Source organism: Streptomyces sp. NBC_00076 (assembly GCF_045041235.1).
Classification (GTDB): Bacteria; Actinomycetota; Actinomycetes; order Streptomycetales; family Streptomycetaceae; genus Streptomyces.
Genome location: NZ_CP108242.1, coordinates 10,308,906 through 10,333,311 on the forward strand (window position 1 = coordinate 10,308,906; position 24,406 = coordinate 10,333,311).

Below are 24,406 nucleotides of genomic sequence, written 5' to 3' on the forward strand. Positions count from 1 at the left end.
CCATGAGTGAATTCGAGGTCGGGGACAGGGAGTTCCTGCTTGAAAGTGACGGCAACTCTGGAATTGCTTCGGGTAAGCCCGCGATCGAACAGCGCCGGATGCCGAGTGGACTTGTCGCGCTGGCACTCGGAGGTTTCGGCATCGGTCTGACCGAGTTCCTGATCGCCGGGCTGCTGCCGCAGGTGGCGTCGAGTTTCGCGGTGTCCGAGGCGGCGGCGGGGTGGCTGATCTCCGGGTACGCGTTGAGTGTCGCGATCGGCGCGATCGCGCTGACCGCGGCGACGGCACGGCTGCCACGCAAGGGAGTTCTGGTCGGCCTGGTGGCGTTGTTCGTCATCGGCAACCTGTTGTCCGCCGTCGCGCCGAACTATCAGGTGATGCTGCTCGGGCGGATCGTCGCCGCGTTGTGCCATGGTTCGTTCTTCGGTATCGGTTCGCTGGTCGCGCGCAGTCTGGTCGCGCCGGAGAGGAAGTCCCGCGCGGTGGCGCTCATGTTCGCCGGGCTGACGGTCGCGAACGTGCTGGGCGTGCCGTTCGGCGCGCTGGTCGGTGAGCGCTGGGGCTGGAGGGTGGCCTTCTGGGCGGTCACCGCGATCGGCGTGCTCGCGCTGGCGGGCATTGCCGCCCTCGTTCCGAGCGGCGCGGGGGAGGCGCGGTCGGCGGCGGAGACGGGCCACTCGGAGCCGATGCCGCCCACCAGCTTGCGGGCCCAGCTCCGTGCGTTCCGTTCCTGGCAGGTCTGGCTGACCCTCGCAGCCACCGCACTGAGCTACGGCGGGATGTTCGGTGCGTTCAGCTACATCGCCTACACGTTCACCGAGGTCGGCGGCTTCGCCCCGTCGGATGTCGCCTGGCTGCTGATGGTGTACGGCGTCGGCCTGGTCGTCGGGAACCTCGTCGGCGGGCGAGCCGCCGACCAGGACCGTGACCGCGCCCTGATCCTCGCTCTGCTCGGACTCACCGTCACCCTGACCGTGTTCGGCCTGCTGGCGGGCAGCCCCACCGCGTCGGTGATCCTGGTGTTCCTGATGGGACTGTTCGGGTTCGCCGGCGTGCCCGGGATGATCACTCGCGTCACCGACGTCGCCCACGGGGCCGCACTCGCCGCCAGCGCCAACGTGTCCGCGTCCAACGTCGGCAACGCCTTGGGCGCCTGGCTCGGGGGCCTGGCCATCACCGCGGGCCTCGGGTACACCGCGCCGCTCTTCGTGGGCGCCGGCATCGTCCTGGTCTCCGTCATCGTCATGGCCGTCGCCGCACGCCAGGTCAGGTCACTCGCGTCAGCGGACTGATCGCCGCGGGCGACCGCCTCTCCCGCGCCTCGTCCGGCGTCCCGCGTCCGGCCAGGACCACCTCTAAGCGAAGCGTTCGTGATCAGCGAGGACCTCGTCGAGCACGTGCCGGGAAGAGGCGGCGAGTGCCTCGTCGGTGTCGATGCACTCGGACAGGACCAGCAGCGCCTTCCACAGGGCCCAGCCCCTGGACCGTGCCCACATACCGTCGTCCTGGCCGACCGTGTTCCGGAACGCTTCCCTGCCGGCGCCGGAGAACATCGTCCAGGCGATCACCAGATCACAGGCCGGATCACCGACACCCGACGTGCCGAAGTCGATGACGGCCGTCAGCTTGCCGTCCATGACCAGCAGGTTGCCGCCGGCGATGTCCCCGTGGAACCACACGGGCTCTCCGTGCCACTCGGCGGCGAGGGCGGCGTCCCAGACCTCGGAGGCCCGCCGCGTGTCGACTCGGCCGTCGAGAACGGCGAGGCAACGTCGGGTCTCGTCGTCGTAGTGGGCCGGTGACGCTCCCCGGTACCAGCTGTGCTCCCCGGCGACAGGTCCGCCGACGGCGTCGCAGCGCTGGAGGGCCAGCACGAAGTCCGCGACGGCGATCGCGAACCGGGTCATGTCGGCGATGCGTTCGGGAGAGGAGGTCTGGCCCTTCAGCCAGCCGCGCACGGACCAGGGGAAGGGGTATCCCTCGCCCGGTGCTCCCTTGGCGAGGATCGTGGGGACGGCCACGGGCAACGATGCTGCCAGGCGGGGCAGCCACTCGCACTCCTTGCCCACCGCGGGGACGTAGCCGGCCGCGGTGGGCAGCCGGACCGTCATGTCGTCACCAAGACGATATGTGCGGTTGTCCCAGCCGTCGACTTCCACCGGGGTCACGGGTAAGCCGGTCCACTGCGGGAACTGAGCGGCGATCAGTCTTTTGACCAGTTCGGCGTCGATGCCCGCGCGGCCGTCGGGGGGTATGGAGACCATGCAGCGATGATCGCCGGTTCGAGAAGGGCAGTACAACCACATAACGACATCAGAAAGTCGGTGCCGCCGAGCCGACCCGTACCCCGATCGTGAGGGTCTCCTCCCACGAGGGACCTCGCCCCTTTGATGAACGGTTCGGCACCGTCACCATGTGTGAGAATTTTTACCAATCGTGACTCATATGCCTAATGCCCGTATCCTCGTCAATGCCGGAGTTTTTGCGAAATTTGGTTGTCTCACGTGTGAGAGAGGCGGAGCGTGGTTCGGTCCGACGGGGACCCGATGGCGCTGGGGCGTGCTGCGGACGGCATGGGGCCCGCCCGTTTTCGTGAGCGGTTTTTGCAGGGTGAGACGGTTGAGAAGGGCGTACGGACGTCGATCCTGGGCTCCTGGCAACGCTGCCGGTCCCTGGGCCTGTCTCCGGACCAGTCCGACCTTCCCTTCCGGGAGGACTTCGATCCGGACGGCCGGATCGTGCGCGCGGCCGAGCCGGTGCTCGACCGGCTGCAGTCCATGCTCTCCGGAAGCGAGATCAACATCTCCCTCGCCGATGCGGGCGGGACGGTCCTCCTGCGCCGTTTCGGCCAGGTGTCGCTGGCCAGTAGCCTCCCGGCGATCCAGCGGGTCCCGGGCTTCGTGTTCGCCGAGCGGTTCGCCGGCACCAATGGCATCGGTCTCGCCCTCGCGGAGCGGCAACTCATCCGGGTCTACGGTGCCGAGCACTTCGCGGAGCGTTCCCAGGCGAACGCCTGCGTGGCGCTTCCCGTCCGCGACCCGCTCAGCGCGCGCATCGAGGGCGTCCTGTGCTTCGGATATCCGCGCAGTGCCGAGACCCCCGCGCTGGGCGCTCTGATACGCAGAGCGGCGGACGCCGTGGAGCGGCGGCTGCTGGGACAGAGTTCCGCGCGTGAGCGCGCCCTGCTGCGGGCGTACCTGACCACCGGAGCCGAAGCCGCCGGCGGCCCGCACCGTGGTGTCGCGGTGGATGAACCGGCCCTTGATCTGCTTCCCCGTGACCGGGCGATCCTCATGGAGAAGGCCGCCGAGCTGATCTCCCGCGCGCAGCTGGCCGCCGTCGACGTTCCCCTGCCCGGCGGTCGGCGGGCCACACTCATGAGCCGTCCGATGACGAGCGCCTCCGGGGTGGAGGGCGTCGCGATCGAGGCTGTCCTCCCCGGCACCGCGCCCGGAGTACCCCCGGACCTCTCGCATCAGGCCGATGAGCTGCAAGGCTTCCTCGCCGCACCTGACGGCGTCGCGGCCGTCTCACGGCTCGCGCCGCTGCCCGTCACCTCGCTGTCCACCTACCTTCCCGAAGCGCCGGCCACGCACCGTCCCGAAGCCGCGCCCGGTCAGGCCGCCACGGGTGGCAACGGCGTCACGGCCGACGGTGCCTGGGGCGCTCACCCCGAACCGCTGCTCGGGGCCAGAGGGCTCGTACTGGTGGGGGAGCCGCACGTGGGGGCGTACGCCCTGGCCGCGCGACGCCGCCTGGAATTGCTCTCCGAGGCCAGCGTCCGCATAGGCACCACCCTGGACGTGCGCCGTACCGCCGAAGAACTCGCCGAGACGGCCGTCCCGCGACTGGCCGACTTCGTCACCATCGACCTGCCCGAGGCCGTGCTGCGCGGGGAGGAAGCCGCCGACCCCCTCGGCGACCTGCGCCGTGCGGTGGTCCAAGGCATCCGCGACGATCTCCCCTTCACCCCGGTCGGCAAGCGGACCGACTTCGGCCCGACCACGCCCCAGGGGCGGAGTCTGACCAGCGGACAGGCGGTGCTGGAACCCGACCTCAAGGCCGCCGCGGGCTGGCTCGCCCAGGATCCCGAGCACACCGACCGGCTGCTGGCCCACGTCCACTCCCTCATCGCCGTACCTCTGGTCGCCCGTGGTGTCGTCCTGGGCATCGCCAGCTTCTACCGCGCCCAGGATCCCGCCCCCTTCGGGGACGACGACCGCTCGCTGGCCCTGGAACTCGCCGCTCGCGCCGCCCTGTCCATCGACAACGCCCGGCGCTACACGCATGAGCGCACCATGGTCCTGGCCCTGCAGCGCAGACTGCTCCCGCACCGGCTGCCCGATCAGGACGCCGTCGAGGTCGCCCATCGCTATCTGCCCGCCGAAGCCGACGTGGGCGGAGACTGGTACGACGTCATCCCCCTCTCCGGCTGCCGCATCGGCCTCTTCGTCGGCGACGTCGTCGGCCACGGCATGCTTTCCGCCGCCACCATGGGCCGGCTGCGTACCGCCGCTCGCAGCTTCGCCGAACTCGACTTCCCTCCGGACGAGGTCCTCATCCACCTCGACAACCTCGTGGGGCGTCTGGACCGGGAGGATCCCGACGGCGAGGGCGCCGGCATCATCGGAGCGACCTGCTTGTACGCCATCTACGACCCGACCTCGCAGCGGTGCGTCATGGCACGCGCCGGTCATCCTCCGCCCGCGCTGGTCCGCCCGGACGGCGCCGTCTCGTATCCCGACCTGCCGGCCGGACCCCCTCTCGGCCTCGGGGGGCTGCCCTTCGACGCCGTCGAGATCGACCTCCCCGAGGACAGCCAGCTGGTCCTCTACACCGACGGACTCATCGAGGACCGGCACCGCGACGTCGACGTGGTCCTCGAACAGCTGCGCGCGGTCCTGGCCCATCATCCGGAGCGCGCTCCCGAGGAGACCTGTCAGGCGATCCTGGACGCCGTGGCACCCGCCCACCCGTGCGACGACATCGCCCTGCTCGTCGCCCGCACCCACGCCCTGGCCCCCGGTCGGGTCGCCACCTGGGACCTGCCCGCCGACCCGGCCTCCGTCGGCGAAGTCCGTGCGTCCGCCCTGCGGCAACTGGCCGACTGGGGGCTCGACGAGACCGCGTTCGCCGCCGAACTGATACTGAGTGAGCTGGTCACCAACGCCGTACGCCACGGTACGGGGCCCATCCGGGTACGGCTGCTCTACGACCGCACCCTGATCTGCGAGGTCTCCGACACCAGCAACACCGCCCCGCACCTGCGTCGGGCGGCCGCCACCGACGAGGGCGGGCGCGGCTTGTTCCTCGTCGCGCAGCTGTCGCAGACCTGGGGTACTCGCTACCTCTCGGAGGGCAAGGTCATCTGGGCCGAATGCGGACTCGACGACAGGTGAGGACGCACCCCGGTGCTCCGGGACCGACTCGCTGGCCCGTTGGAGTCACAGTGGGTCGAATTATCTGAAATGATGCAATTCGCTCGGCTAGTATCCGTCGAACATCGGGCAGAAATCGCCAGGCCGACCCCCGGAGATGTCCGTGCACGACGCTCCCGACCCGTCCGCGAAGGCGACGGCGCCCTTCGAGGCGGACCCCCTGGTCCGCATCCGTGGGCTCGCCAAGCGGTTCGGCGGGACCCTCGCGTTGGCCGGGGTCGACCTCGACATCCACGCCGGCAGCGTCCTCGCCCTCCTCGGACCCAACGGCGCCGGAAAGTCCACGCTCATCAAGGTGCTGGCCGGCGTCCACCACGCCGACGCGGGACAGATCACGGTGGACGGACACCCGCTCGGCACTCCTGCCGCCTCCCGCAGCATGTCGTTCATCCATCAGGACCTCGGTCTCGTGGAGTGGATGACGGTCGCCGAGAACATCGCCCTGAGCGCAGGCTATCCACGGCGCGCCGGACTGATCTCGTGGCGGCAAACCCGCGAGCGCTGCGTGGACGCCCTGCGGCTCGTCGCCGGACATCTCGACCCTGACGCGCCGCTCGCCCGACTCGCGCCGGCCGAGCGTTCGCTGGTCGCGATCGCCAGGGCCCTCGCGGCGCGCGCGAAGCTCATCGTCCTCGACGAGCCCACCGCCCGCCTCCCGTCAGCGGACTGCGCACGGCTGTTCCGCGTCCTGCACGCCCTTCGCGACGAGGGGCACGCCATCCTCTACGTGAGCCACCGCCTGGACGAGGTGTACGAGGTCGCCGACACCTTCGCCGTGCTGCGGGACGGCCTTCTCGTCAGCCACGGCTCACTGGCCGGCCACAGCCCCGCCCGTCTGGTGCACGACATCGTCGGCGAGGCACTGACAGGCCACCGGCCCGCCGCGGCTCCGGTCGACGGGCCGGCCGTACTGGCCCTCTCCGACGTAAGGGCCCCCGGCACCGGACCGGTCAGCCTGGAGCTGAGGGCCGGTGAAGCCCTGGGCCTGGTCGGCCTGTCGGGCGCCGGGCAGCGGGAGCTGGGCCGGGCCGTCGCCGGTATGGGGCCCCTCCTCGGCGGCCGCGCCCTTCTCGGCGGCCGGCCGTACCGACCCCGCACGGTCGCCGACGCCGTGGGTCTCGGGGTCGGCCTGGTACCCGGCGACAGACTGCGGGAGGGTTGCCTCGCCGAGCTGACCGTACGGGAGAACCTCCTGGCCAATCGTCGCGTGGGAGGCCGGCCGGCGCCGCGCTGGATCAGCCCTCGCCGCGAACGCTCCGAGGCCGCCACGCTGATCGAACGGTTCGCGGTGCGCCCCCGCGACACCGAGGCGCCCATCGCCGTCCTGTCCGGTGGAAACCAGCAGAAGGTCATGATCGGCCGATGGCTCAGGGTGGGCCTGCGTCTGCTGATCCTCGAGGAACCGACCGCGAGCGTGGACATCGGCGCCAAGGCCGCGATCCACCGCCTGCTCGACCAGGCTTTGGCCGAAGGGCTCGCGGTCCTGCTCGTCTCCACCGACTTCGAGGAGATCGCGGGGGTGTGCCGACGCACCCTGGTCTTCGTCCGCGGATCCGTGACTGCCGAGTTGAGCGGCGCGGCCCTCACGGTCGCCGAGCTCACCCGGGCGGCTTCGGCCATGCCCCCCTCCGGAACCGGAACGGCCTCGTGACCGCCCAGCCGCCCCCGCCCCGAGCGGGCGGAGCGGGCAGAGTGGGGCGACTGCGTGGTCCCGGGGGGCACCTCATCGGCGCGTACGGCCTCCTGGCCCTCACCGCTCTGCTCGTCCTGACCTTCTCCCTCGCCCTGCCGCGCACCTTCCCCACGCTGGACACCGTCGACTCGATCCTGTCCAACCAGTCGATCCCGGCCGTGCTCGCACTCGCCGCCATGGTGCCCATCGTGACCGGCGCGTTCGACCTCTCCATCGGCTACGGACTCGGCCTGGCACACGTCATGGTGATGCAACTCGTCGTCAACAGCGGCTGGCCCTGGCCGCTCGCCTGCCTCGCGGTGATCGTGGGAGGGGCGGTCGTCGGCGTCCTCAACGGTGTCATCGTCGTGTTCGGCCGGATCGACTCCTTCATCGCCACCCTCGGGACCGGCAGCATGCTGTACGCCGTGACCGGCTGGATCACCGACGGCGGCCGGATCGTCCCCGGCCCGCAAGGCCTCCCGGCGGCCTTCACCGACCTCTACGACTCCACGTTCCTCGGCCTTCCGGTCCCGGCCTTCTACGTGCTCGCCCTCGCACTCGTGCTCTGGCTCGTGCTGGAACGGCTGCCGCTGGGCCGAAACCTGTACGTCGTCGGCTCGAACCCCCGCGCGGCCGACCTCGTCGGTATCCCGACCCGCACGTACACGATCTACGCGTTCACCGCCTCCGGGCTGATCGTCGGCTTCGCCGGTGTGCTGCTCGCGTCCCAGCAGCAGATCGGCAATCCGAGCGTCGGCCTCGACTACCTGCTGCCGGCCTTCGCCGGTGCCCTGCTCGGCTCCACGGCGATCAGACCCGGTCGGCCCAACGCCCTCGGCACCGTCGTGGCCGTCGCCGTCCTCGCCGTCGGCCTCACCGGCATCGGTCAGTTGGGCGCCGACTTCTGGACGGTCCCGCTGTTCTACGGAGGCACCCTGCTCATCGCCGTCGGCCTGGCCGGATACGCCGCCCGCCGACGTCTGCGCAGCGGTGCCGCCGCGGCCCGCGACGCGCCCCCCGAGCCGCCGCGGCCGCCGTCCTCCTGGAGGCAGGACGGCGGCACGACAGGCACCACTACTCCCTGACCCGAGCCATGGGCACCGCCTCCGTGCCCCGGCCGCATCCGCCCGCTCGTTCCTCCGCGAGGAGTTCCCGTGCACGGCAACCGCAAGCTTGTTCCCGGAGTCTTCAAGGTTCGCCCCGCCGCCTGCGCCCTGCTGGTGACGGCAACGGTCCTCGTCGGCTGCGAACGCGGCTCCTCGGGTGGCGCGGGGGATCCCCCCACGGGCCCGAACGGCTGCCCCGCTGTCCACAGCAGGGCCGAGGCCGCGGTCGCCCGGGCGGAGGAGACCGACGTTTCCTGGGACGGGCCGACCAGCGGTCCCGCGGCGGTGTCCGACAAGACCCTCGTCTACGTCGCCCAGACCATGACCAATCCCGGAGTCGCGGGCGCCGCGAAAGGGGTGCGGGAGGCCGCGCGGGTCATCGGATGGAACGTCCGGGTGATCGACGGCGGAGGCACCCCCGCCGGCATTCAGTCGGCCATGAGCGAGGCCGTGTCGCTGAAGCCCTCGGGCATCGTCATCGGAGGCTTCGACCCCGACTCGACGTCGCGGCAGGTCTCGCAGGCCAACGCGCAGAACATCCCGATCATCGGCTGGCACGCGGTCGCCGCTCCCGGCCCCAGTCGGCGACCCGAGCTCTTCACCAACGTCACCACCCGCGTCGAGGAGGTGGCCGGCATCAGCGCACAGTGGATCATCTCGGACTCCAACGGCCGCGCCGGGGTCGTGCTCATCACCGACGCCTCGATCCCCTTCGCCAGGAACAAGTCCGAGCTGATCAGGAAGGAGCTCGCCACCTGTCCGGGCGTGAAGCTGCTCGCGTACGAGAACATCCCGATCCCGGATGCGAGCGCCCGCACCCCGCGGGAGATCTCCTCCCTCCTCTCCCGGTTCCAGAGCAGGTGGACCCACTCCGTCGCCATCAACGACCTGTACTTCGCCGACGCCGCCCCCGCCTTTCGCGCGGCAGGCGAGAACGGCTCAGGCCCGCCCTTCAACATCGGCGCCGGCGACGGGGACCCCTCGGCCTTCCAGCGCATCAACAGCAGGCAGTACCAGGCCGCCACCGTGCCCGAGCCGCTGTCCCAGCAGGGCTGGCAGATCGTCGACGAGTTCAACCGCGCCTTCTCCGGCCGTCCCGCCAGCGGATACGCGGCCCCTGTCCACATCGCCACGGCCGACAACAGCGACGGCGCCACGACGTGGGATCCGTCGGGTTACCGGGAGGCGTACCGGAAGATCTGGGGCAGGTGACGGCCGTGCAGGGCGCCGCGCCGGAGCGGGCGCTAGACAGGCAGCGGGGCGAAGGGGAGGCGTTCGTCCGCTCCGGGCTGCACGACGGTGCATGTGCTCTCGGGGACCTCGCTCCAGGCGCCGGGCAGATCGCCCAACGGCTCGGACACGATGAGGCGGGTCTCGTCCGAGATCCCCCGCAGGAACTCCAGGTCGGGGTGGAGTGCTCGCAACGTGTGCACCTCGGTGCTGGCGTACAGCGAGCGTGACGTTCCCTGGCTGGAGTAGCGGAAGATCCACACTCCCTGTCCGTCCGACACGGCGACCGTCATCTGCAACGGGAACTCCACCCCGTGCTCGTGACCGGTCCGTTCCACCAGGCCCGCCATCCGCGCGACGGCGCTCGGGGGGTCGTCCTCCAGGCCGAAGGTGAGAGCCAGCAAGAACATCAACTCGGAGTCCGTCGATCCCTCGATGCCGGCGAAGAGCGTCGGGTCGACGGACAACGCGAGATCTCGATGGACCAGGTGGAAGTCGGCGATCGCACCGTTGTGCATCCACATCCAGCGGCCGTGACGAAACGGGTGACTGTTGGTCTGCTGCACCGCGGTACCGGTCGAGGCTCGGATGTGCGCGAAGAACAGCGGAGAGCGGACGTGGTCGGCGATCTCCCGCAGATTGCGATTGCTCCACGCCGGACCGGTGTCGCGGACGACCGCGGGGGAGTCGATCTCCGGTGAGTACCAGCCGACGCCGAACCCGTCGCCGTTGGTGGTCTCGACGCCCATCCGGGAGTGCAGGCTCTGGTCGATCAGAGAGTGAGCCGGTCTGTAGAGGATGGTGTCGAGCAGAATGGGCGTTCCTGAGTAGGCGAGCCACCGGCACATCAGCTACCACCTTCCTGGTGCTCTGATCTGCGCTGCGCGGCGCCGACTGGGGGCGATCGACAGAGCCTGACCAGGCACCGACTCCGGTCCCGCCGCTGAGGGGGACCGGGCCGGGGGGAACGGCCTTCTCAGGGTCGTACGCCTGGCCGTTGATCGCCACACGACGGGTTCTTCACAGGCCCGGACCGGCCGCCGTCCTCGCACGGTCCAGGAGGCCCGTGCCTGGCGCCCTCGCCAGGTCAGCCGGAATCAGGAACTCGAGCTCGGGACGGTCCCACACCACAGCGGGCGGGTTCGCGGACACGGTCCCGGTGTGCACCGCCCCCACGCTGCGGTAGAAGCCCTCGGCGGGGGGATGCGACACCACCCGGACGCTGTCGAGCCCGGCGGCGCGAGCCTCGGACTTCATGTGCGCGACCAGCTGCCGTCCGATGCCACGCCCCTGTGCCCCGTCGGCGACGAACAGCAGGTCGAGCTCCGGTGGCGCGAGGACAAGCGAGTAGAACCCGAGGACTCGGCTCTCGTGCTCGTCGGCGGCGACGGCCACGAACACGCGGTGGGTCTCGATGTAGTCGGGACCCACCCGGTAGCCCGCGACCATGGCCGCGTACTGCCCTTCGTAGGCGCGTGAGCCACGCACGAGCCGCGTGAGCCGTTTGGCGTCGCGCGCGACGGCCCTCCGCACTGTGATCGTCCCGCTCCTGGGCGTAATGCTCGGATTCATCAGGAGAGTATTACGCACCAGGAGGCGCCTTCACGCGGCGGGTGCGGGGGAGCAGTACGGCGCTCGCCGAGCGTCCGCGACCCGAGCCGCTGGTGCCCGGCCTCTCCCTCGACGCACGATCCTGCCCCGGCCGTCGTATCAGCGACCGGCTGGGGCAGGATCATCAGCACACCTACGCGATGAGGGGTTCAACGATGGAATACCGGCACCTCGGCAACAGCGGCATGATCATCAGTGAGATCGCCTACGGCAACTGGCTGACCCACGGCTCGCAGGTCGAGGAAGAGGCCGCCGTCGCCTGCGTGCGAGCCGCTCTCGACGCGGGCATCACGACGTTCGACACCGCTGACGTCTACGCCGAGACCCGCGCCGAGTCGGTGCTCGGGCGGGCGCTGAAGGGCGAACGTCGCGAAGGGATCGAGATCTTCACCAAGGTGTACTGGCCCACCGGCCCCGGGAAGAACGACCGCGGGCTGTCGCGCAAGCACATCATGGAGTCGATAGACAACTCGCTGCGCAGGCTCGAGACCTCGTACGTGGACCTCTACCAGGCGCACCGGTTCGACCGGTTCACGCCGCTGGAGGAGACCATGGAGGCATTCGCGGACGTGGTCCACTCCGGTAAGGCCTTGTACATCGGCGTCTCCGAGTGGACGGCCGATCAGATACGACGGGCGCACGCGCTGGCGCGGGAGCTGCGGATCCCGCTGGTGTCGAGCCAGCCCCAGTACTCGATGTTGTGGCGGGTGATCGAGGGGGAGGTCGTGCCGACCAGCGAAGAGCTGGGCATCGGGCAGATCGTGTGGTCCCCGATCGCCCAGGGTGTGCTGACCGGCAAGTACCTTCCCGGGCAGCAGCCGCCGACCGGGTCACGGGCGACGGACGACAAGGGCTCGGCGATGATCAGCCGCTTCCTGCGCGACGAGGTGCTCGAGGCGGTGCAGCGGCTGAAGCCGCTGGCCGACGAGACCGGCCTGACCCTGGCCCAGCTGGCGGTCGCCTGGGTGCTGCAGAACAGCAACGTCTCTGCCGCGATCGTCGGCGCCTCGCGGCCGGAGCAGGTGGCGGAGAACGCGAAGGCGGCCGGTGTGACGCTGGACGCGGATCTGATGGCGCGCATCGACGAGATCGTGCTGCCGGTGGCGGTGACGGATCCGCATCTCGTGCACCAGAGCGTTCCGCCGCAGCGTCCCTGAGTCGTCGGAGGGTGTCAGCGCCCCTCGTGGAGGGGGCCGCCGGTGGCCCGGCGCTGGTCTCGTCGCTATGACGGCGTCGAGCAATTCGGCCCGCGCCGGGCTTGGCCACGTTGCCATGAGGATGTCCGATCTCGTGCATGGCGTCAGAATTGGCGGTATGTGCTGTTCGTCCCGGATCGGAGACCCGTATGAAGGACCTCAAGTTCGAGCAGAAGCGCTCGCTGTCACGCTTCGAGGCGGCTGACCAGCTCACGGCACTGGCGGCCGTGCTGAGGGAAGGTGGGGAGGCCGACCTGGAACTCGGCCCCGGGACGCTGAGTCTGCGCGTCCCCGACGACCTTCGCGGCGAGATCGAGGTCGAGGTCGGTGACGGGCAGATCGAGCTGGAGATCGAGTTCACGTGGCCGACCGCACCGGCCGGGACGGCGCCGTCGCGAGCGGCCGCGGGCACGGAGAAGGCCACGAGGCGAAAGAGCGCGCCCGCCAAGCCCCGTCGGAGCAGCACGGGCACCGGCAGGAGCAAAGGCGCGAAGAGGACTGCGGCAAAAAAGTCCTGAGACTTCTGCCGCCGATGGCCCGTCCTTCGTCACCGGGTTCGGTGTTCGCCCGTGTCCGGCTGCTCCAGATGGGAGGCCAGGACCGCGGCCTGAACCCGGCGTTGCACGCCCAGCTTGGCCAGCAGACGGGAGATGTGGTTCTTGACGGTCTTCTCCGACAGGTAGAGCTTGTTGCCGATCTCGCGGTTGGTCAGGCCGTCGCCGATCAGAGCCAGGATGTCCCTCTCGCGCGGTGAAAGGCTTGCCAGCTCGGACGGCACGGCCGGGCTGTCCGCGGGGTCGGCCCGAAGCGAGCGCATCAGGCGGGCCGTGGTCGCGGGATCCAGCATCGACTGCCCCGCGGCCACCGTGCGAACGGCCGAGACCAGATCGGATCCCTTGATCTGCTTGAGGACGTAGCCGGAGGCGCCTGCCATGATCGCGTCGAGCAGGGCCTCCTCGTCGTCGAACGAGGTCAGCATCAGACAGGCGAGCTCGGGCATCTGGTTGCGCAGCTCCCGGCAGACCGAGATGCCGTCGCCGTCCGGCAGTCGCACGTCCAGGACGGCGACGTCGGGGCGTAGCGCCGGGCCTCGCACGAGTGCGTGGTCAACGGTGCCGGCATCGCCGACCACCGAGATGTCCGGCTCGGCGTCGAGTAGGTCGGCCAGGCCGCGGCGAACAACCTCGTGATCGTCCAGCAGAAACACACGGATCGGGTTCTGCTTGGTGAAGATGCGTGGCTCTTGCATGGCGGACTCCTCGTTCCCCGGTGGAGGACAGGCTGCGGGCTGTCCCTGGTGCCGATCATCACGCGCCCGGACCGAACGCACCAGGGCCGACCGGCCTTACTCGCGCGGATGAAGCGGCCGCTCTGGCAAGGCCGATGATCACACGGTGGCAGGGGTCCCCCTCGTGGGCAATTCCCCGCGGCGGTACAGCGACGCCGTCGAGGCCGGCATGGTGCCAGTGCTGTGGGCGCGATCCTCGCCGACGGGGCCCTTGTCGGTCTCGCGGGAGCGCAGGCCATGGGCGGCGTTGTGCCCGTGGGCGGGCCGCACCGTTCCGCATCCGCCACAGCTCCTGGCAGGTTCATGAGGTGCTCTTGGTGTCACCTGCGGGCGCGTCCCGCGGCCGGGCCGGCTCGACGTGGCGTGTGAGGTCGAAGTCCACGTCCACGACGCCCTCGACGGCCCGGACCAGCCGTGCTGCCACCGGCACCAGCGAGGTGTCCCGGACCTGGCCGAGGAGCTTGACCACGCCGTCCAGCACCTCCACGCGGATGCTCGAGTTCGGCGCGGGGAACAGGCAGGAGACGACCTCCCGGCGGACCTCTTCGGCGATCTCGTCGTCGGTGCGGAGGAAGACCTTGAGCAGGTCGGCACGGCTGACGACGCCTTCGAGCAGGCCCACGGCGTCGACCACGGGGAGCCGCTTGACCCCTGCCCGGGCCATGGTCCGGGCGGCTTGGGCGAGGGTGGCGTCCGGGTGGACCGTGACGACGGGGGAGGTCATGAGTTCCTCCGCGGTCACCGCGCCGGCCTTCGCCAGATCTGACAGGCGGGGCGGTTGGGTGGTGGGGGTCCCCCAGGTCGAGCGAAGCCGAGGATCGCTGTCGCGGAACTCCTCCTTGGGCAGCAGGTCCGCCTCGGAGACGACGCCGACGACACGACCCTCACCCTCGACGACGGGCAGGGCGCTGACCTTCCAGTCCTGCATCAGCTGCACGATCTCCTTGAAGGTCGCGCTGCGGCCGACTGCCGCGACGGTGTGGGTCATCACATCGCTGACGATGTGCACGGTGGCGTCCATGGCCACTCCTTCGTCGCTGCTCGAGGGGGTGGATCAGAGGGAGCTGCCGGCGCCGTAGGGGGCGTACAGGTCCAGCAGGCGCGTCCTGGCCGAGCGGAGACGGTGGGCGAGTATCTGGCCCACCCACTGGCTGACGTCGCTGCCCAGGGTGGGGTCGTCCCGGCACATCGACCGGACGGCCGTGGCATCGAACTCGTAGGCCCGTATCGGTGTGGTCGCCTCTGCGCCCAGGTGCCAGACGTGCGGCGCGAAGAGCCAGGACCAGCCGACCAGCTCGTTGTGCCCGAGGCTCTCGATGACGGCCGCCCGACGGCCGGGCACATGCATGTCGAGCTCGATGGTGCCGGTGCGGATGATCCAGAAACGGTCGGCGCGTGCACCCTCTTCGAACAGGCGTGTCCCCTGAGGTATGGACACTTCCTGTGCGACGCGCATGAGCTGCTGACGGTGTTCCGCTGACAACGAGCGCAGCATGGTGGGGGTGGGAGAATCGTTCATGGCCTGCCTCCGCGGAGGGGTGTGCGAACTTCCAAGGCCAGCGTGCGCCGGGTCCTCCTGGCAGCCCATGGGCCACCTGGTCCATCGATCGGGGCCATTCAGTACCGATGAGCTTCTGCGGTACGGAGTCGAGGTGGGACCGCTGACACCCGTGTCGTCTTGGACAGGTTGCCGGTCGAGTTCTTCAGCGTACGAGCAGGCCCGGGACGGCATTCGCCCCACCGACGATCACCCCGCAGTCGTGACCGGGAGCGTCCGCGAACGCTCAGGGGTAGGAGCGTCGGGCTACTGGCGGCCGAGCCATGTGCGGTACGCGGTCACGGCCGTCGGGAGCGTCGGGAAGATCCGGTCATTGCCGACGGAGTCCGTCAGGCCGTACGCCTCCAGATCGTCCAGCAGGTCCTGCTTCACGCGGGCCAGAGCGAACACGATGCCGTGGTGGGCCAGTTCGCGGCGCAGTTCGTCGACCGCGTCGAGGGCTGTGATGTCCACCTCCACGTTGGCCTCGGTGTTGAGGACGAACCAGCGGACCGGTTCGCTCTGTTCGTCGACGGTTGCCAGGGCGCGGCGCCGGAAGTCCTCCGCATTGGCGAAGAACAGCGGAGAGTCGTAGCGGTAGACCAGCAGACCGGGGATCGTGCGGGCCTGTGGGTAGTCGTCGACGTCGTGCATGCCGGCCACGCCGGGCACCAAGCCCTCGACGGCGTCGTGCGGGCGCGCCACCCGGGTCAGCAGCTCGGCCACCGACAGGCCGACGGCCACGATCACGCCGTACAGGATGTCCAGGGCGAGCACCCCGGCGAGGCAGCCGAGGGCCAGAAGCAGCTCCCGGCGGCGGAAGGAGGCCAGCCGTCCGAAGCCCGCGAGGTCGATCATGCGGACCGCGGCGTAGACGACGAGCGCGCCGAGTACCGCGGAGGGTGTGCGCGTCAGCAGCGGGCTGAGGAAGAGCAGCACGGCTAGGACCACAGCCCCGGCCACCAGGGAGTATGCCTGACTGCGGGCGCCCGCCGACGAGGCGAGGGCGGTGCGGCTGGCGCTGCTGCTCACCGGGAAGCCGTGCAACATGCCGGCGCCGAGGTTGGCCGAGCCCAGGGCGAGGAACTCCTGGTTGGCGTCGAGACCGGGGCCTTCGTCGTCGCGGACGCGGAAGGCCCGCGCGGTGAGGATGAAGTCGGTGTAGGCGACCAGAAGCACACCGAGCGCGGGCAGCACGAGGCGTGGTAGTTCCCCCAGGTCCGGGACGGCGAGGCTCGGCAGACCGGACGGGACCTCGCCGATCACCCTGAGCCCGTACCGGCCGTCGAGGTCGAATGCCACGACGGCCGCGGTGCCGAGAACGACGGCCACCAGCGGGCCGGGCACGGCAGGGACGTAACGGGCCGTCACGAAAAGGAACACGAGTGTGACGGCGGAGAACACGACGGTGGCAGGGTGCGCGTCCGACAGATGGGTGACGAAGGACCACAGCTGGGGGAAGAACTCCGCGCCGGTCGTCCGTACGCCGGTGAGTTTGGGCAGCTGGTCCACCATCATGATGAGCGCCACGCCCGCGAGATAGCCGATCAGGACGGGGCGGGAGAGCAGGTCCGCGAGAAAGCCCAGCCGCACCGCCCGGGCCACCAGGCACAGCAGTCCGACCGTGACCGCGAGGGCCGCCGCCAGTGACGCGTAGCGCCCGGAGTCCCCGGCGGCGAGTGGTGCGATCACGGTAGCCGTCAGGAGGGCGGTCGTGGACTCCGGGCCGACCGACAGCAGGCGCGACGAACCGAACAGGGCGTACAGCGCGAGCGCCGGGAGGATCGCCCACAGACCGGCCACCGGTGGCAGCCCGGCCACGCCCGCGTAGGCCATGACCTGCGGTACGAGGTAGGAGGCCACGGTCACACCGGCGAGCAGGTCGCCCTTCAGCCACGAGCGCCGGTATCCGAGGAGCATGACCAGCCCGGGAGCCAAGCGCTGCCACCCCGATACGTGTCTGCCCGAGCCTGGGGACATCTGCCGCCTTCCGTCGTCTGACGTCATGGTCCACCGTGGTCCGACCGGGCGCGAGGACTACGACGGAGGACTACGACGACGGTCCGCGAGTCCGGTGCGCCGTACCGAGTCCAACGGCCCCTGAAGACAGGGCCGTTCAGCCCAATGACCGTAGACCTTCGGCATCCGGTGTCGCCCGGCGCGCGGGGCGAGAGTGAGTCGCGTCAGGCAACGCCCCGACCACTCACCTGATCCATGCCGCTGTCGGCCGCGCTGACCGCCGAGGGAGGCACGGCGGGCCGGTCGGCCCTCAGTCGGGACCAGTGGCCCCTGCGCAAGGAACCCCCCGACCACGACGCTGGAATCCGATCCCTCGCCCCAGGAGGTGGAGATCATGCTCCGCACCATCACCGTAGGTCTGGACGGTTCGCCCGAAAGCCGGGCCGCCGCGGAATGGGCAGCCCGCGAAGCGAAGCTGTGCGACCTGTCACTGAAGGTCGTCCACATCTGGGAGCCGGTACCGGACCCCATGGCTCAGGCCCCGCTCCTCGGAGTCGGGACCCAGCAGCACTGGACCGAGAGGGTCCCCCGCGAAGCCGCCGAGGGAATCAGCCTGCGCCACCCCGGCGTCACGGTGACCAGTGAGCACGCCGTCGGCCGCCCGAGCGAGGTGCTGGCCGAGGCGGCGAAGCACGCCGAACTGCTTGTCCTCGGCTCGCGCGGCCTCGGCGGGATCGGCGGGTTCATGGTCGGCTCCGTCGGCCTCTCCGTCGTGGCGCACACGGAGTGCCCCGTGGTGCTGGTCCGCGCGCTGGAGCAGGCGGCCGGCGAGCACGAGATGGACCCGGCGGGCATTCCGTCCGCCGCGACTCCGTTCCGGCCCGTGGTGCTCGGGCTCGATGTCGAGCGCCCGGACGAGACGCTGATCGAGTTCGCCTTCGACGCCGCCGAGCGCTGCGCCACGTCCCTGCGGGTCGTCCACGGCTGGAACCCGCCGCCCTATTACGCGTACGGCACGCCCGTCAATCCCGCGCTGCACGAAGCACTGTCCCTGAGCGAGTCCGAGGCCCTGACCGAGGCGCTTCGGCCCTGGCGGCAGAAGTTCCCGGACATGGAGGTCGTCGGAGAGTCCCGCTACGGCAGCGCGGCCGTCCATGTCGTGGAGGCCTCGCGTGATGCCTCCCTCGTCGTGGTGGGCCGACGGAGGCGCCGCAGCCCGTTCGGCGCCCACATCGGCCACGTCACGCACGCCGTCCTGCACCACTCCGCCGCCCCCGTAGCCGTCGTCCCCCACGACTGAGCCACCCCTGTCACCTGCGAGGAGAAGAAACCCATGAAGGCAGCGGTCGTACGAGCATTCGGCGAGCCTCTGGTCATCGAGGAGCGCCCCGATCCGGAGCCCGGCCCCGGCCAGGTCCGGGTCCGGGTGGAGGCGTGCGGGCTGTGCCACACCGACATCCACGCATCCCGCGGTGACTGGCCGGTCAAGCCGAACCCGCCGTTCGTTCCCGGTCACGAGGGCGTGGGTCTGGTGGAGGCGCTCGGCGAGGCTGTCACCCACCTGTCCGTCGGGCAGCGGGTCGCCGTGCCCTGGCTCGGCAAGGCGTGCGGACGGTGCGAGCACTGCCTGTCCGGCTGGGAGACGCTGTGCGAGCAGCAGATCAACACCGGTTACGGCTGCGACGGCGGCTACGCCGAGAAGATGCTCGCCTGGGCCGACTTCGCCCAGTTGGTGCCCCAGGGCGTCACCGCCATGGACGCCGCCCCGCTGACCTGCGCCGGGGTGACGACGTACAAGGCACTGAAGGTCGCCGGCGTCCGGCCCACCCAGCTCGTCGCGATCTCGGGCGTCGGCGGGCTCGGTCACCTGGCGGTGCAGTACGCGAAGATCGCCGGCGCGCGGGTCGCCGCGATCGACGTCACCGACGAGAAGCTCGAACTCGCCTCGGAACTCGGCGCCGACCTCGTCATCGACGCCCGCAAGGACGATGTGGGCCAGACGCTCAAGCGGTACGGCGGCGCGCATGCGGCCATCGCGCTCGCGGTGAACGACGCGGCCTTCGAGGCGGTCAACTCCGGGCTGCGGCGCGGCGGGAAGCTGGTCATGGTGGCCCTGCCGGCGCACGGCACGGTCCGCCTGCCCGTCTTCGACACCGTCCTGAACGGTACCTCCGTGATCGGCTCGATCGTCGGCACCCGGCAGGACCTCGCCGAGGTCTTCCAGCTGCACGCGGCCGGGCGCACCAAGGTCATCTACCAGGCCCGTCCGCTCGTCTCCGTCAACGACTCCATCGACGAGGTACTGCGCGGCGAGGTCAAGGCCCGCATCGTGTTCGACCTGGGCGCGGGGCGGTGATGACGATGACGGAACTTCCTCTGGTCGTAGGCGTGGACGGCTCCGAGTCGAGCCTGCGGGCCGTCGACTGGGCGGCCGACGAGGCCGCCCTGCGCGGGGCGACGCTGCGCCTCGTGTACGCCTCCCTCTGGGAGCGGTACGAGGGTGCCGCGCTCGCGGGAGACCTCGGCAAGCCGTCCGAGCAGGTCATGGCCGAGGACATCGTGAGGGCCGCCGCACAGCGGGCCCGTCTGCGCCAACCCGGCGTCAAGGCCGCCACCGACATACTGCCCGAGGAACCCGGGTACGCCCTGGTCCGTGAGGGCCGCAACGCCTCCGCGCTGGTGCTCGGCAGCCGCGGTCGCAGCGGGTTCGCCGAGCTGCTGCTGGGCTCGGTCAGCCTGACCGTCGCCGCCCATGCGGACTGCCCGGTGATCGTGCTGCGCGGCAGCCATGACAACCAGGTTCGGTCCGGGCCGAGCGGCCGGGTTGTCGTCGGCGTCGGCGAGCAGGGCACGGACTCCGCCGCACTGCGCTTCGCCGTCCAGGAGGCGAGGATCCGCGGCGCGACCCTGGACGCGGTACGGGCCTGGCGGTGCCCCGCGCACGAGACCACCGACCACCTCCTGCTCGCCGGCGAACCCGCCAGGCTGCACGAACAGCACGCTGCTGAGATCCTGGAGCAGGCACTGAAGGACGCGCCCACGGATGTGGAGCTGCGCCGGAGCACGGTGGAGGGCCCGGCCCGCAGGGTGCTCCTGGCCGCCTCGCACGAGGCCGACCTGCTGGTGGTCGGGGCCCGGCGCAACCCGGGGCAACTCGGTCTCCAGATGGGGCGCGTCGCCCACGTGGTGCTGCACCACGCCGACTGCGCGGTTGCGGTCGTACCCGAGCGGGCGTGAGCGGGGTGACCGGCTGTTCAGAGGCTCGCCGCATGGTCGGGGACGTAGGTCTGCAGATCGCGGGACGGGCGCACATAGCCGGTGGACTCCGGCCGCTTCGGCAGCCGCAGCACGGGCGGGGGAGCATCGAGATACGGCAGGGAGCCCAGCAGATGGGCGATCATGTTCAGCCGGGCCCGGCGCTTGTCGTCGCTCTCGACCACGTACCACGGCGCCTCGCTGATGTCGGTGTGCACCAGCATCGCGTCCTTGGCCCGCGAATAGGCCTCCCAGCGGGTGATCGACTCCAGGTCCATCGGGGACAGCTTCCAGCGCCGCAGCGGATCCTCCAGACGGCGCCGGAAGCGTTCCTGCTGCTCGGTGTCGCTCACCGAGAACCAGTACTTGCGCAGCAGGATCCCGTCCTCGACCAGCATGCGCTCGAAGAGCGGGCACTGGCGGAGGAAGAGCTGGTGCTCCTCCTTCGTGCAGAAGCCCATCACATGCTCGACCCCGGCCCGGTTGTACCAGGACCGGTCGAACAGCACGATCTCCCCAGCGGCCGGAAGATGCTCGACGTAGCGCTGGAAGTACCACTGGGTGCGCTCGCGCTCGGTCGGCTTAGGCAGCGCCGCGATCCGTGCCACGCGCGGGTTGAGGTGTTCGGCGACCCGTTTGATGGTGCCGCCCTTGCCCGCCGCGTCCCTTCCCTCGAAGACGACGACCAGCCGGGCGCCCTCCACCCGCACCCACTCCTGCAGCTTCACCAGCTCCGTCTGCAGGCGGAGCAGTTCCCGCTCGTACGCCTTGCGAGGCAGCCTCTCCGCCTTGTTGCCGGCCATGCCGCCTCCACGCCCGATGACCTACGCCGATGACATCCGGAGTCACTCATGCCCACGGTCGAACACCAGAACGCCACCGTACTGACCGACGACGAACTGCGCACCCTGGACGCCCACTGGCGCGCCGCGAACTACCTGGCCGTCGGACAGATCTACCTGATGTCCAACCCACTGCTCACCGAGCCCCTGCGCCCCGAGCACATCAAGCCCCGGCTGCTCGGCCACTGGGGCACCTCACCCGGCCTCAACCTCGTATACACCCACCTCAACCGCGTGATCAAGGCGCGCGGACTCGACGCCCTGTGTGTCTGGGGGCCGGGGCACGGCGGTCCGTCCGTGCTCGCCAACTCGTGGCTGGAGGGTACCTACAGCGAGACCTACCCGGACGTGCCGAGGGACGGGGACGGCATGGACCGGCTGTTCCGGCAGTTCTCGTTCCCCGGCGGTGTGCCGAGCCACGTCGCCCCGGAGACACCGGGCTCGATCCACGAGGGCGGTGAACTCGGCTACTCGCTGGCGCACGCCTACGGGGCCGCCTTCGACAATCCGGACCTGCTGGTCGCCTGTGTGATCGGTGACGGAGAGGCGGAGACGGGGCCGCTGGCCGCGTCCTGGCACTCCAACAAGTTCCTCGACCCGGTGCACGACGGCGCGGTGCTGCCGATCCTGCACCTCAACGGCTACAAGATCGCCAATCCGACGGTGCTCTCACGGCTCCCGGAGGCCGAACTCGACGCTCTGCTGAGGGGATACGGCCACGAGCCGATCCACGTGAGTGGCGACGACGCGATCCAGGTGCACCGGTCCATGGCCCGGGCGTTCGACGACGCGCTGGAGCGCATCGCCGTGATGCAACAGACCGCCCGCGAGGACGGCGTCACCGAACGCGCGCACTGGCCGATGATCGTGATGCGTACCCCGAAGGGCTGGACGGGTCCCGCCGAAGTCGACGGCGTGCCCGTCGAGGGCACCTGGCGCGCCCACCAGGTCCCGCTCGCAGCGGTCCGCGAGAACCCCGAGCATCTGCGCCAGCTGGAGACCTGGCTGCGCTCGTACCGGCCCCAGCAGCTCTTCGGCACGGACGGCCGCCCCGTCGCCGACGTTCTCGCCTGCGTCCCCGACGGTTCGAAGCGGCTCGGCGCCTCTGCGCACGCCAACGGCGGCCTGCTCGTGCGGGACCTTCCCGTCAGGTCCCTCGACGACTTCGCCGTACCGGTCGACAAGCCCGGAACCACCCTGCACGAGCCGACCCGCATCCTCGGAGACCTCCTCGAGAAGGTCATGGAGGACACCTCGGAAAGGCGCGATTTCCGTGTCGTCGGTCCGGACGAGACCGCATCCAACCGGCTGCAGGCCCTCTTCGACGCCAGCGGGAAGGCCTGGCAGGCGCAGACACTCACGGGAGACGAACACCTGGACCGGCACGGCCGGGTGATGGAGATCCTCTCCGAACACCTCTGCCAAGGCTGGCTGGAGGGCTACCTCCTCACCGGACGCCACGGGCTGTTCTCCTGCTACGAGGCCTTCGTGCACATCGTCGACTCGATGGTCAACCAGCACATCAAGTGGCTCAGGACGTCGCGGGAGTTGCCGTGGCGGGCGCCCATCGCATCCCTCAACTACCTGCTCACCTCGCACGTGTGGCGCCAGGACCACAACGGCTTCTCCCACCAGGACCCCGGCTTCGTCGACCACGTCCTCAACAAGAGCCCGGAGGTCGTACGGGTCTACCTGCCGCCGGACGCCAACACCCTGCTGTCGGTGGCGGAGCACGCCCTGCGCAGCAGGGACTACGTCAATGTGATCGTGGCAGGCAAGCAGCCCTGCTTCGACTGGCTGTCCATGGGCCAGGCTCGCGCCCACTGCGCACGAGGCGCCGGCATCTGGGAGTGGGCCGGCACGGAGAACGGCGGTGAGCCGGACGTCGTACTCGCCTGCGCCGGAGACGTGCCCACCCAGGAAGTGCTGGCCACCGCGCAACTGTTGCGCCGCCATCTGCCCGAGCTCGCCGTTCGCGTGGTCAACGTGGTCGACATGACCCGGCTGCTGCCGCGCGAGGAACACCCGCACGGGATGAGCGACTTCGAGTACGACGGCCTGTTCACCACCGACAAGCCGGTGATCTTCGCGTACCACGGCTACCCGTGGCTCATCCACCGCCTCGCCTACCGCCGCACCGGCCACAAGAACCTGCACGTACGCGGCTACAAGGAGTCCGGCACCACGACCACGCCGTTCGACATGGTCGTCCGCAACGACCTCGACCGCTACCGCCTCGTCATGGACGTCATCGACCGCGTCCCCGGCCTGACCGTGCGCGCCGCCGCGGTGCGCCAGCTGATGGCCGACGTCCGCACCCGCCACCAGGCCTGGATCCGCGAGCACGGCATGGACCTGCCCGAGGTCGTCGATTGGACCTGGAACGGCTGACCGCGCCGCGCAGGGCACACGCAGTGTTCGAGGAGCCCGCAGATGGCCCGCTGAACGGCATTCGGCGCTGGTCGCCGACGACCGACGACTGCGGAGGGGGGTGGCCGCACCGCCCCCTTGCCGCGAGGTGCGGTTCTTCGCCGAGAGCCGACGCTCGGCCGCCCTGGCCGCCGACCGGGCCTGTGCCCCGGCCCGCCCGGGCTACCAGGCCCTGGTGGCCGAGGCGGATGGCCGGATGATCGGCGTCGCCGAGTACGACACCGGCGAGCAGAAGGACGACGCGGAGATCTCCATCGCCGTGGCCGACCGCCCGCACCACCGGGGTGTGGGCACCCTGCTGTGAAAGGAGGCGGATCACCATGACCGACACCGTGCTGGTCACCTACGGAACGACGAACGGATCCACGGCGCGGATCGCCGAAGCCGTCGCCGATGTACTGCGCAAGGACGGGCTTACCGCCGAGTTGCTGCCGGCCCGGTCCGTGACGAGCGTGGCGCCGTACGACGCCGTCGTGGTCGGCGGCGGGCTGTACGCGGGACGCTGGCACAAGGACGCGCGGCGTTTCGTCCGCCGTCACAGCGGCGAACTCGCGAAGCGCCCCGTGTGGTTCTTCAGCAGTGGTCCGCTCGATCCCTCGGCCTCCGAGCGGAACATCCCGCCCGTGCGCGGCGTGCAGCGGGCGATGACCCGCCTGGACGTCCGGGATCACGTCACTTTCGGAGGGTGCCTGGAGGAGGGCGCCAAGGGACGCGTGGCCGGGATGATCCTCCGCTCCGGGAAGGGCGGCGACTTCCGGGACTTCGGCGCGATCGAGGCATGGTCGGAGAGCGTCGCGGATGCCCTGACACACGCGTAGGAGGGAGAGGAGAGGGGGTGT

Annotated in this window: 20 protein-coding genes and 1 pseudogene; 13 read left to right on the top strand and 8 right to left on the bottom strand. The window is 70.3% G+C overall.

Features of this window, described 5'->3' with window-relative positions:
• Positions 1-98 precede the first annotated feature (98 nt).
• Positions 99-1,292 (top strand): MFS transporter, encoded by a 1,194-nt coding sequence (locus OHA64_RS45965; RefSeq protein WP_405624394.1) that lies wholly within the window; start codon positions 99-101, stop codon positions 1,290-1,292.
• A 63-nt stretch (positions 1,293-1,355) separates the two neighbouring features.
• Here the strand turns inward: OHA64_RS45965 and OHA64_RS45970 are convergent, their stop codons facing one another.
• Complete coding sequence (locus tag OHA64_RS45970; protein WP_405623236.1) at positions 1,356-2,264, bottom strand: aminoglycoside phosphotransferase family protein; 909 nt, start codon at positions 2,262-2,264, stop codon at positions 1,356-1,358.
• Positions 2,265-2,573: 309 nt separating this feature from the next.
• On the opposite strand from OHA64_RS45970, the gene OHA64_RS45975 reads away from it, so the two are divergent.
• The 4 genes from OHA64_RS45975 (at position 2,574) to OHA64_RS45990 (ending at position 9,431) form a co-directional block, all read left to right on the top strand.
• Positions 2,574-5,399 (top strand): SpoIIE family protein phosphatase, encoded by a 2,826-nt coding sequence (locus tag OHA64_RS45975; protein WP_405624395.1) that lies wholly within the window; start codon positions 2,574-2,576, stop codon positions 5,397-5,399.
• A 136-nt stretch (positions 5,400-5,535) separates the two neighbouring features.
• On the top strand, positions 5,536-7,089 hold the full coding sequence (locus OHA64_RS45980) for a sugar ABC transporter ATP-binding protein (protein WP_405623237.1): 1,554 nt from the start codon (positions 5,536-5,538) through the stop codon (positions 7,087-7,089).
• A 41-nt stretch (positions 7,090-7,130) separates the two neighbouring features.
• Positions 7,131-8,198 (top strand): ABC transporter permease, encoded by a 1,068-nt coding sequence (locus tag OHA64_RS45985; RefSeq protein WP_405623239.1) that lies wholly within the window; start codon positions 7,131-7,133, stop codon positions 8,196-8,198.
• Between the two features lie 69 nt (positions 8,199-8,267).
• On the top strand, positions 8,268-9,431 hold the full coding sequence (locus tag OHA64_RS45990; RefSeq protein ID WP_405623240.1) for a substrate-binding domain-containing protein: 1,164 nt from the start codon (positions 8,268-8,270) through the stop codon (positions 9,429-9,431).
• A gap of 32 nt (positions 9,432-9,463) precedes the next feature.
• On the opposite strand, the gene OHA64_RS45995 is transcribed toward OHA64_RS45990, so the two are convergent.
• The gene (locus OHA64_RS45995) at positions 9,464-10,297 is read right to left on the bottom strand and encodes a class II glutamine amidotransferase (RefSeq protein WP_405623241.1); all 834 of its coding nucleotides are present in this window, start codon (positions 10,295-10,297) and stop codon (positions 9,464-9,466) included.
• Between the two features lie 172 nt (positions 10,298-10,469).
• Positions 10,470-11,021 carry a GNAT family N-acetyltransferase gene (locus OHA64_RS46000; protein ID WP_405623243.1) on the bottom strand — a complete coding sequence of 184 codons (552 nt, stop codon included), beginning with the start codon at positions 11,019-11,021 and terminating at the stop codon, positions 10,470-10,472.
• 194 nt (positions 11,022-11,215) lie between these two features.
• Here OHA64_RS46000 and OHA64_RS46005 point away from each other — a divergent pair, with 194 nt between their 5' ends.
• Both OHA64_RS46005 and OHA64_RS46010 read left to right on the top strand, forming a co-directional pair.
• The gene (locus tag OHA64_RS46005; RefSeq protein WP_405623244.1) at positions 11,216-12,217 is read left to right on the top strand and encodes an aldo/keto reductase family protein; all 1,002 of its coding nucleotides are present in this window, start codon (positions 11,216-11,218) and stop codon (positions 12,215-12,217) included.
• A gap of 188 nt (positions 12,218-12,405) precedes the next feature.
• Complete coding sequence (locus OHA64_RS46010; protein WP_405623246.1) at positions 12,406-12,774, top strand: amphi-Trp domain-containing protein; 369 nt, start codon at positions 12,406-12,408, stop codon at positions 12,772-12,774.
• Positions 12,775-12,803: 29 nt separating this feature from the next.
• Here OHA64_RS46010 and OHA64_RS46015 read toward each other — a convergent pair whose 3' ends face one another.
• The 4 genes from OHA64_RS46015 to OHA64_RS46030 form a co-directional block, all read right to left on the bottom strand.
• The gene (locus tag OHA64_RS46015; RefSeq protein WP_405623247.1) at positions 12,804-13,505 is read right to left on the bottom strand and encodes a response regulator; all 702 of its coding nucleotides are present in this window, start codon (positions 13,503-13,505) and stop codon (positions 12,804-12,806) included.
• A gap of 340 nt (positions 13,506-13,845) precedes the next feature.
• Positions 13,846-14,565 carry a CBS domain-containing protein gene (locus tag OHA64_RS46020; protein ID WP_405623248.1) on the bottom strand — a complete coding sequence of 240 codons (720 nt, stop codon included), beginning with the start codon at positions 14,563-14,565 and terminating at the stop codon, positions 13,846-13,848.
• 33 nt (positions 14,566-14,598) lie between these two features.
• Entirely contained in the window at positions 14,599-15,063 is a 465-nt protein-coding gene (locus OHA64_RS46025; protein WP_405623249.1) for a cyclic nucleotide-binding domain-containing protein, read from the bottom strand.
• Positions 15,064-15,348: 285 nt separating this feature from the next.
• Positions 15,349-17,061 (bottom strand): SulP family inorganic anion transporter, encoded by a 1,713-nt coding sequence (locus tag OHA64_RS46030; protein WP_405623250.1) that lies wholly within the window; start codon positions 17,059-17,061, stop codon positions 15,349-15,351.
• 373 nt (positions 17,062-17,434) lie between these two features.
• Here OHA64_RS46030 and OHA64_RS46035 point away from each other — a divergent pair, with 373 nt between their 5' ends.
• The 3 genes from OHA64_RS46035 to OHA64_RS46045 are packed head-to-tail and all read left to right on the top strand — an operon-like array spanning position 17,435 to position 20,277.
• Positions 17,435-18,340 (top strand): universal stress protein, encoded by a 906-nt coding sequence (locus OHA64_RS46035; protein WP_405623251.1) that lies wholly within the window; start codon positions 17,435-17,437, stop codon positions 18,338-18,340.
• 33 nt (positions 18,341-18,373) lie between these two features.
• Positions 18,374-19,396 carry a zinc-dependent alcohol dehydrogenase gene (locus OHA64_RS46040; RefSeq protein ID WP_405623252.1) on the top strand — a complete coding sequence of 341 codons (1,023 nt, stop codon included), beginning with the start codon at positions 18,374-18,376 and terminating at the stop codon, positions 19,394-19,396.
• A complete protein-coding gene (locus OHA64_RS46045; protein WP_405623253.1) occupies positions 19,396-20,277 on the top strand; it encodes a universal stress protein in 882 nt (293 codons plus the stop codon). Before OHA64_RS46040 ends, OHA64_RS46045 begins: the two co-directional genes overlap by 1 nt.
• Before the next feature lie 17 nt (positions 20,278-20,294).
• Here OHA64_RS46045 and ppk2 read toward each other — a convergent pair whose 3' ends face one another.
• Complete coding sequence (gene ppk2 / locus OHA64_RS46050; RefSeq protein ID WP_405623254.1) at positions 20,295-21,098, bottom strand: polyphosphate kinase 2; 804 nt, start codon at positions 21,096-21,098, stop codon at positions 20,295-20,297.
• A 48-nt stretch (positions 21,099-21,146) separates the two neighbouring features.
• On the opposite strand from ppk2, the gene OHA64_RS46055 reads away from it, so the two are divergent.
• From OHA64_RS46055 to OHA64_RS46065, 3 genes and pseudogenes are all read left to right on the top strand, one after another.
• The gene (locus tag OHA64_RS46055; protein ID WP_405623255.1) at positions 21,147-23,528 is read left to right on the top strand and encodes a phosphoketolase; all 2,382 of its coding nucleotides are present in this window, start codon (positions 21,147-21,149) and stop codon (positions 23,526-23,528) included.
• Between the two features lie 88 nt (positions 23,529-23,616).
• Positions 23,617-23,868, top strand: a pseudogene (locus OHA64_RS46060) (GNAT family N-acetyltransferase); the annotation flags it as partial.
• A gap of 19 nt (positions 23,869-23,887) precedes the next feature.
• On the top strand, positions 23,888-24,385 hold the full coding sequence (locus tag OHA64_RS46065) for a flavodoxin domain-containing protein (RefSeq protein WP_405623256.1): 498 nt from the start codon (positions 23,888-23,890) through the stop codon (positions 24,383-24,385).
• Positions 24,386-24,406: the final 21 nt, after the last annotated feature.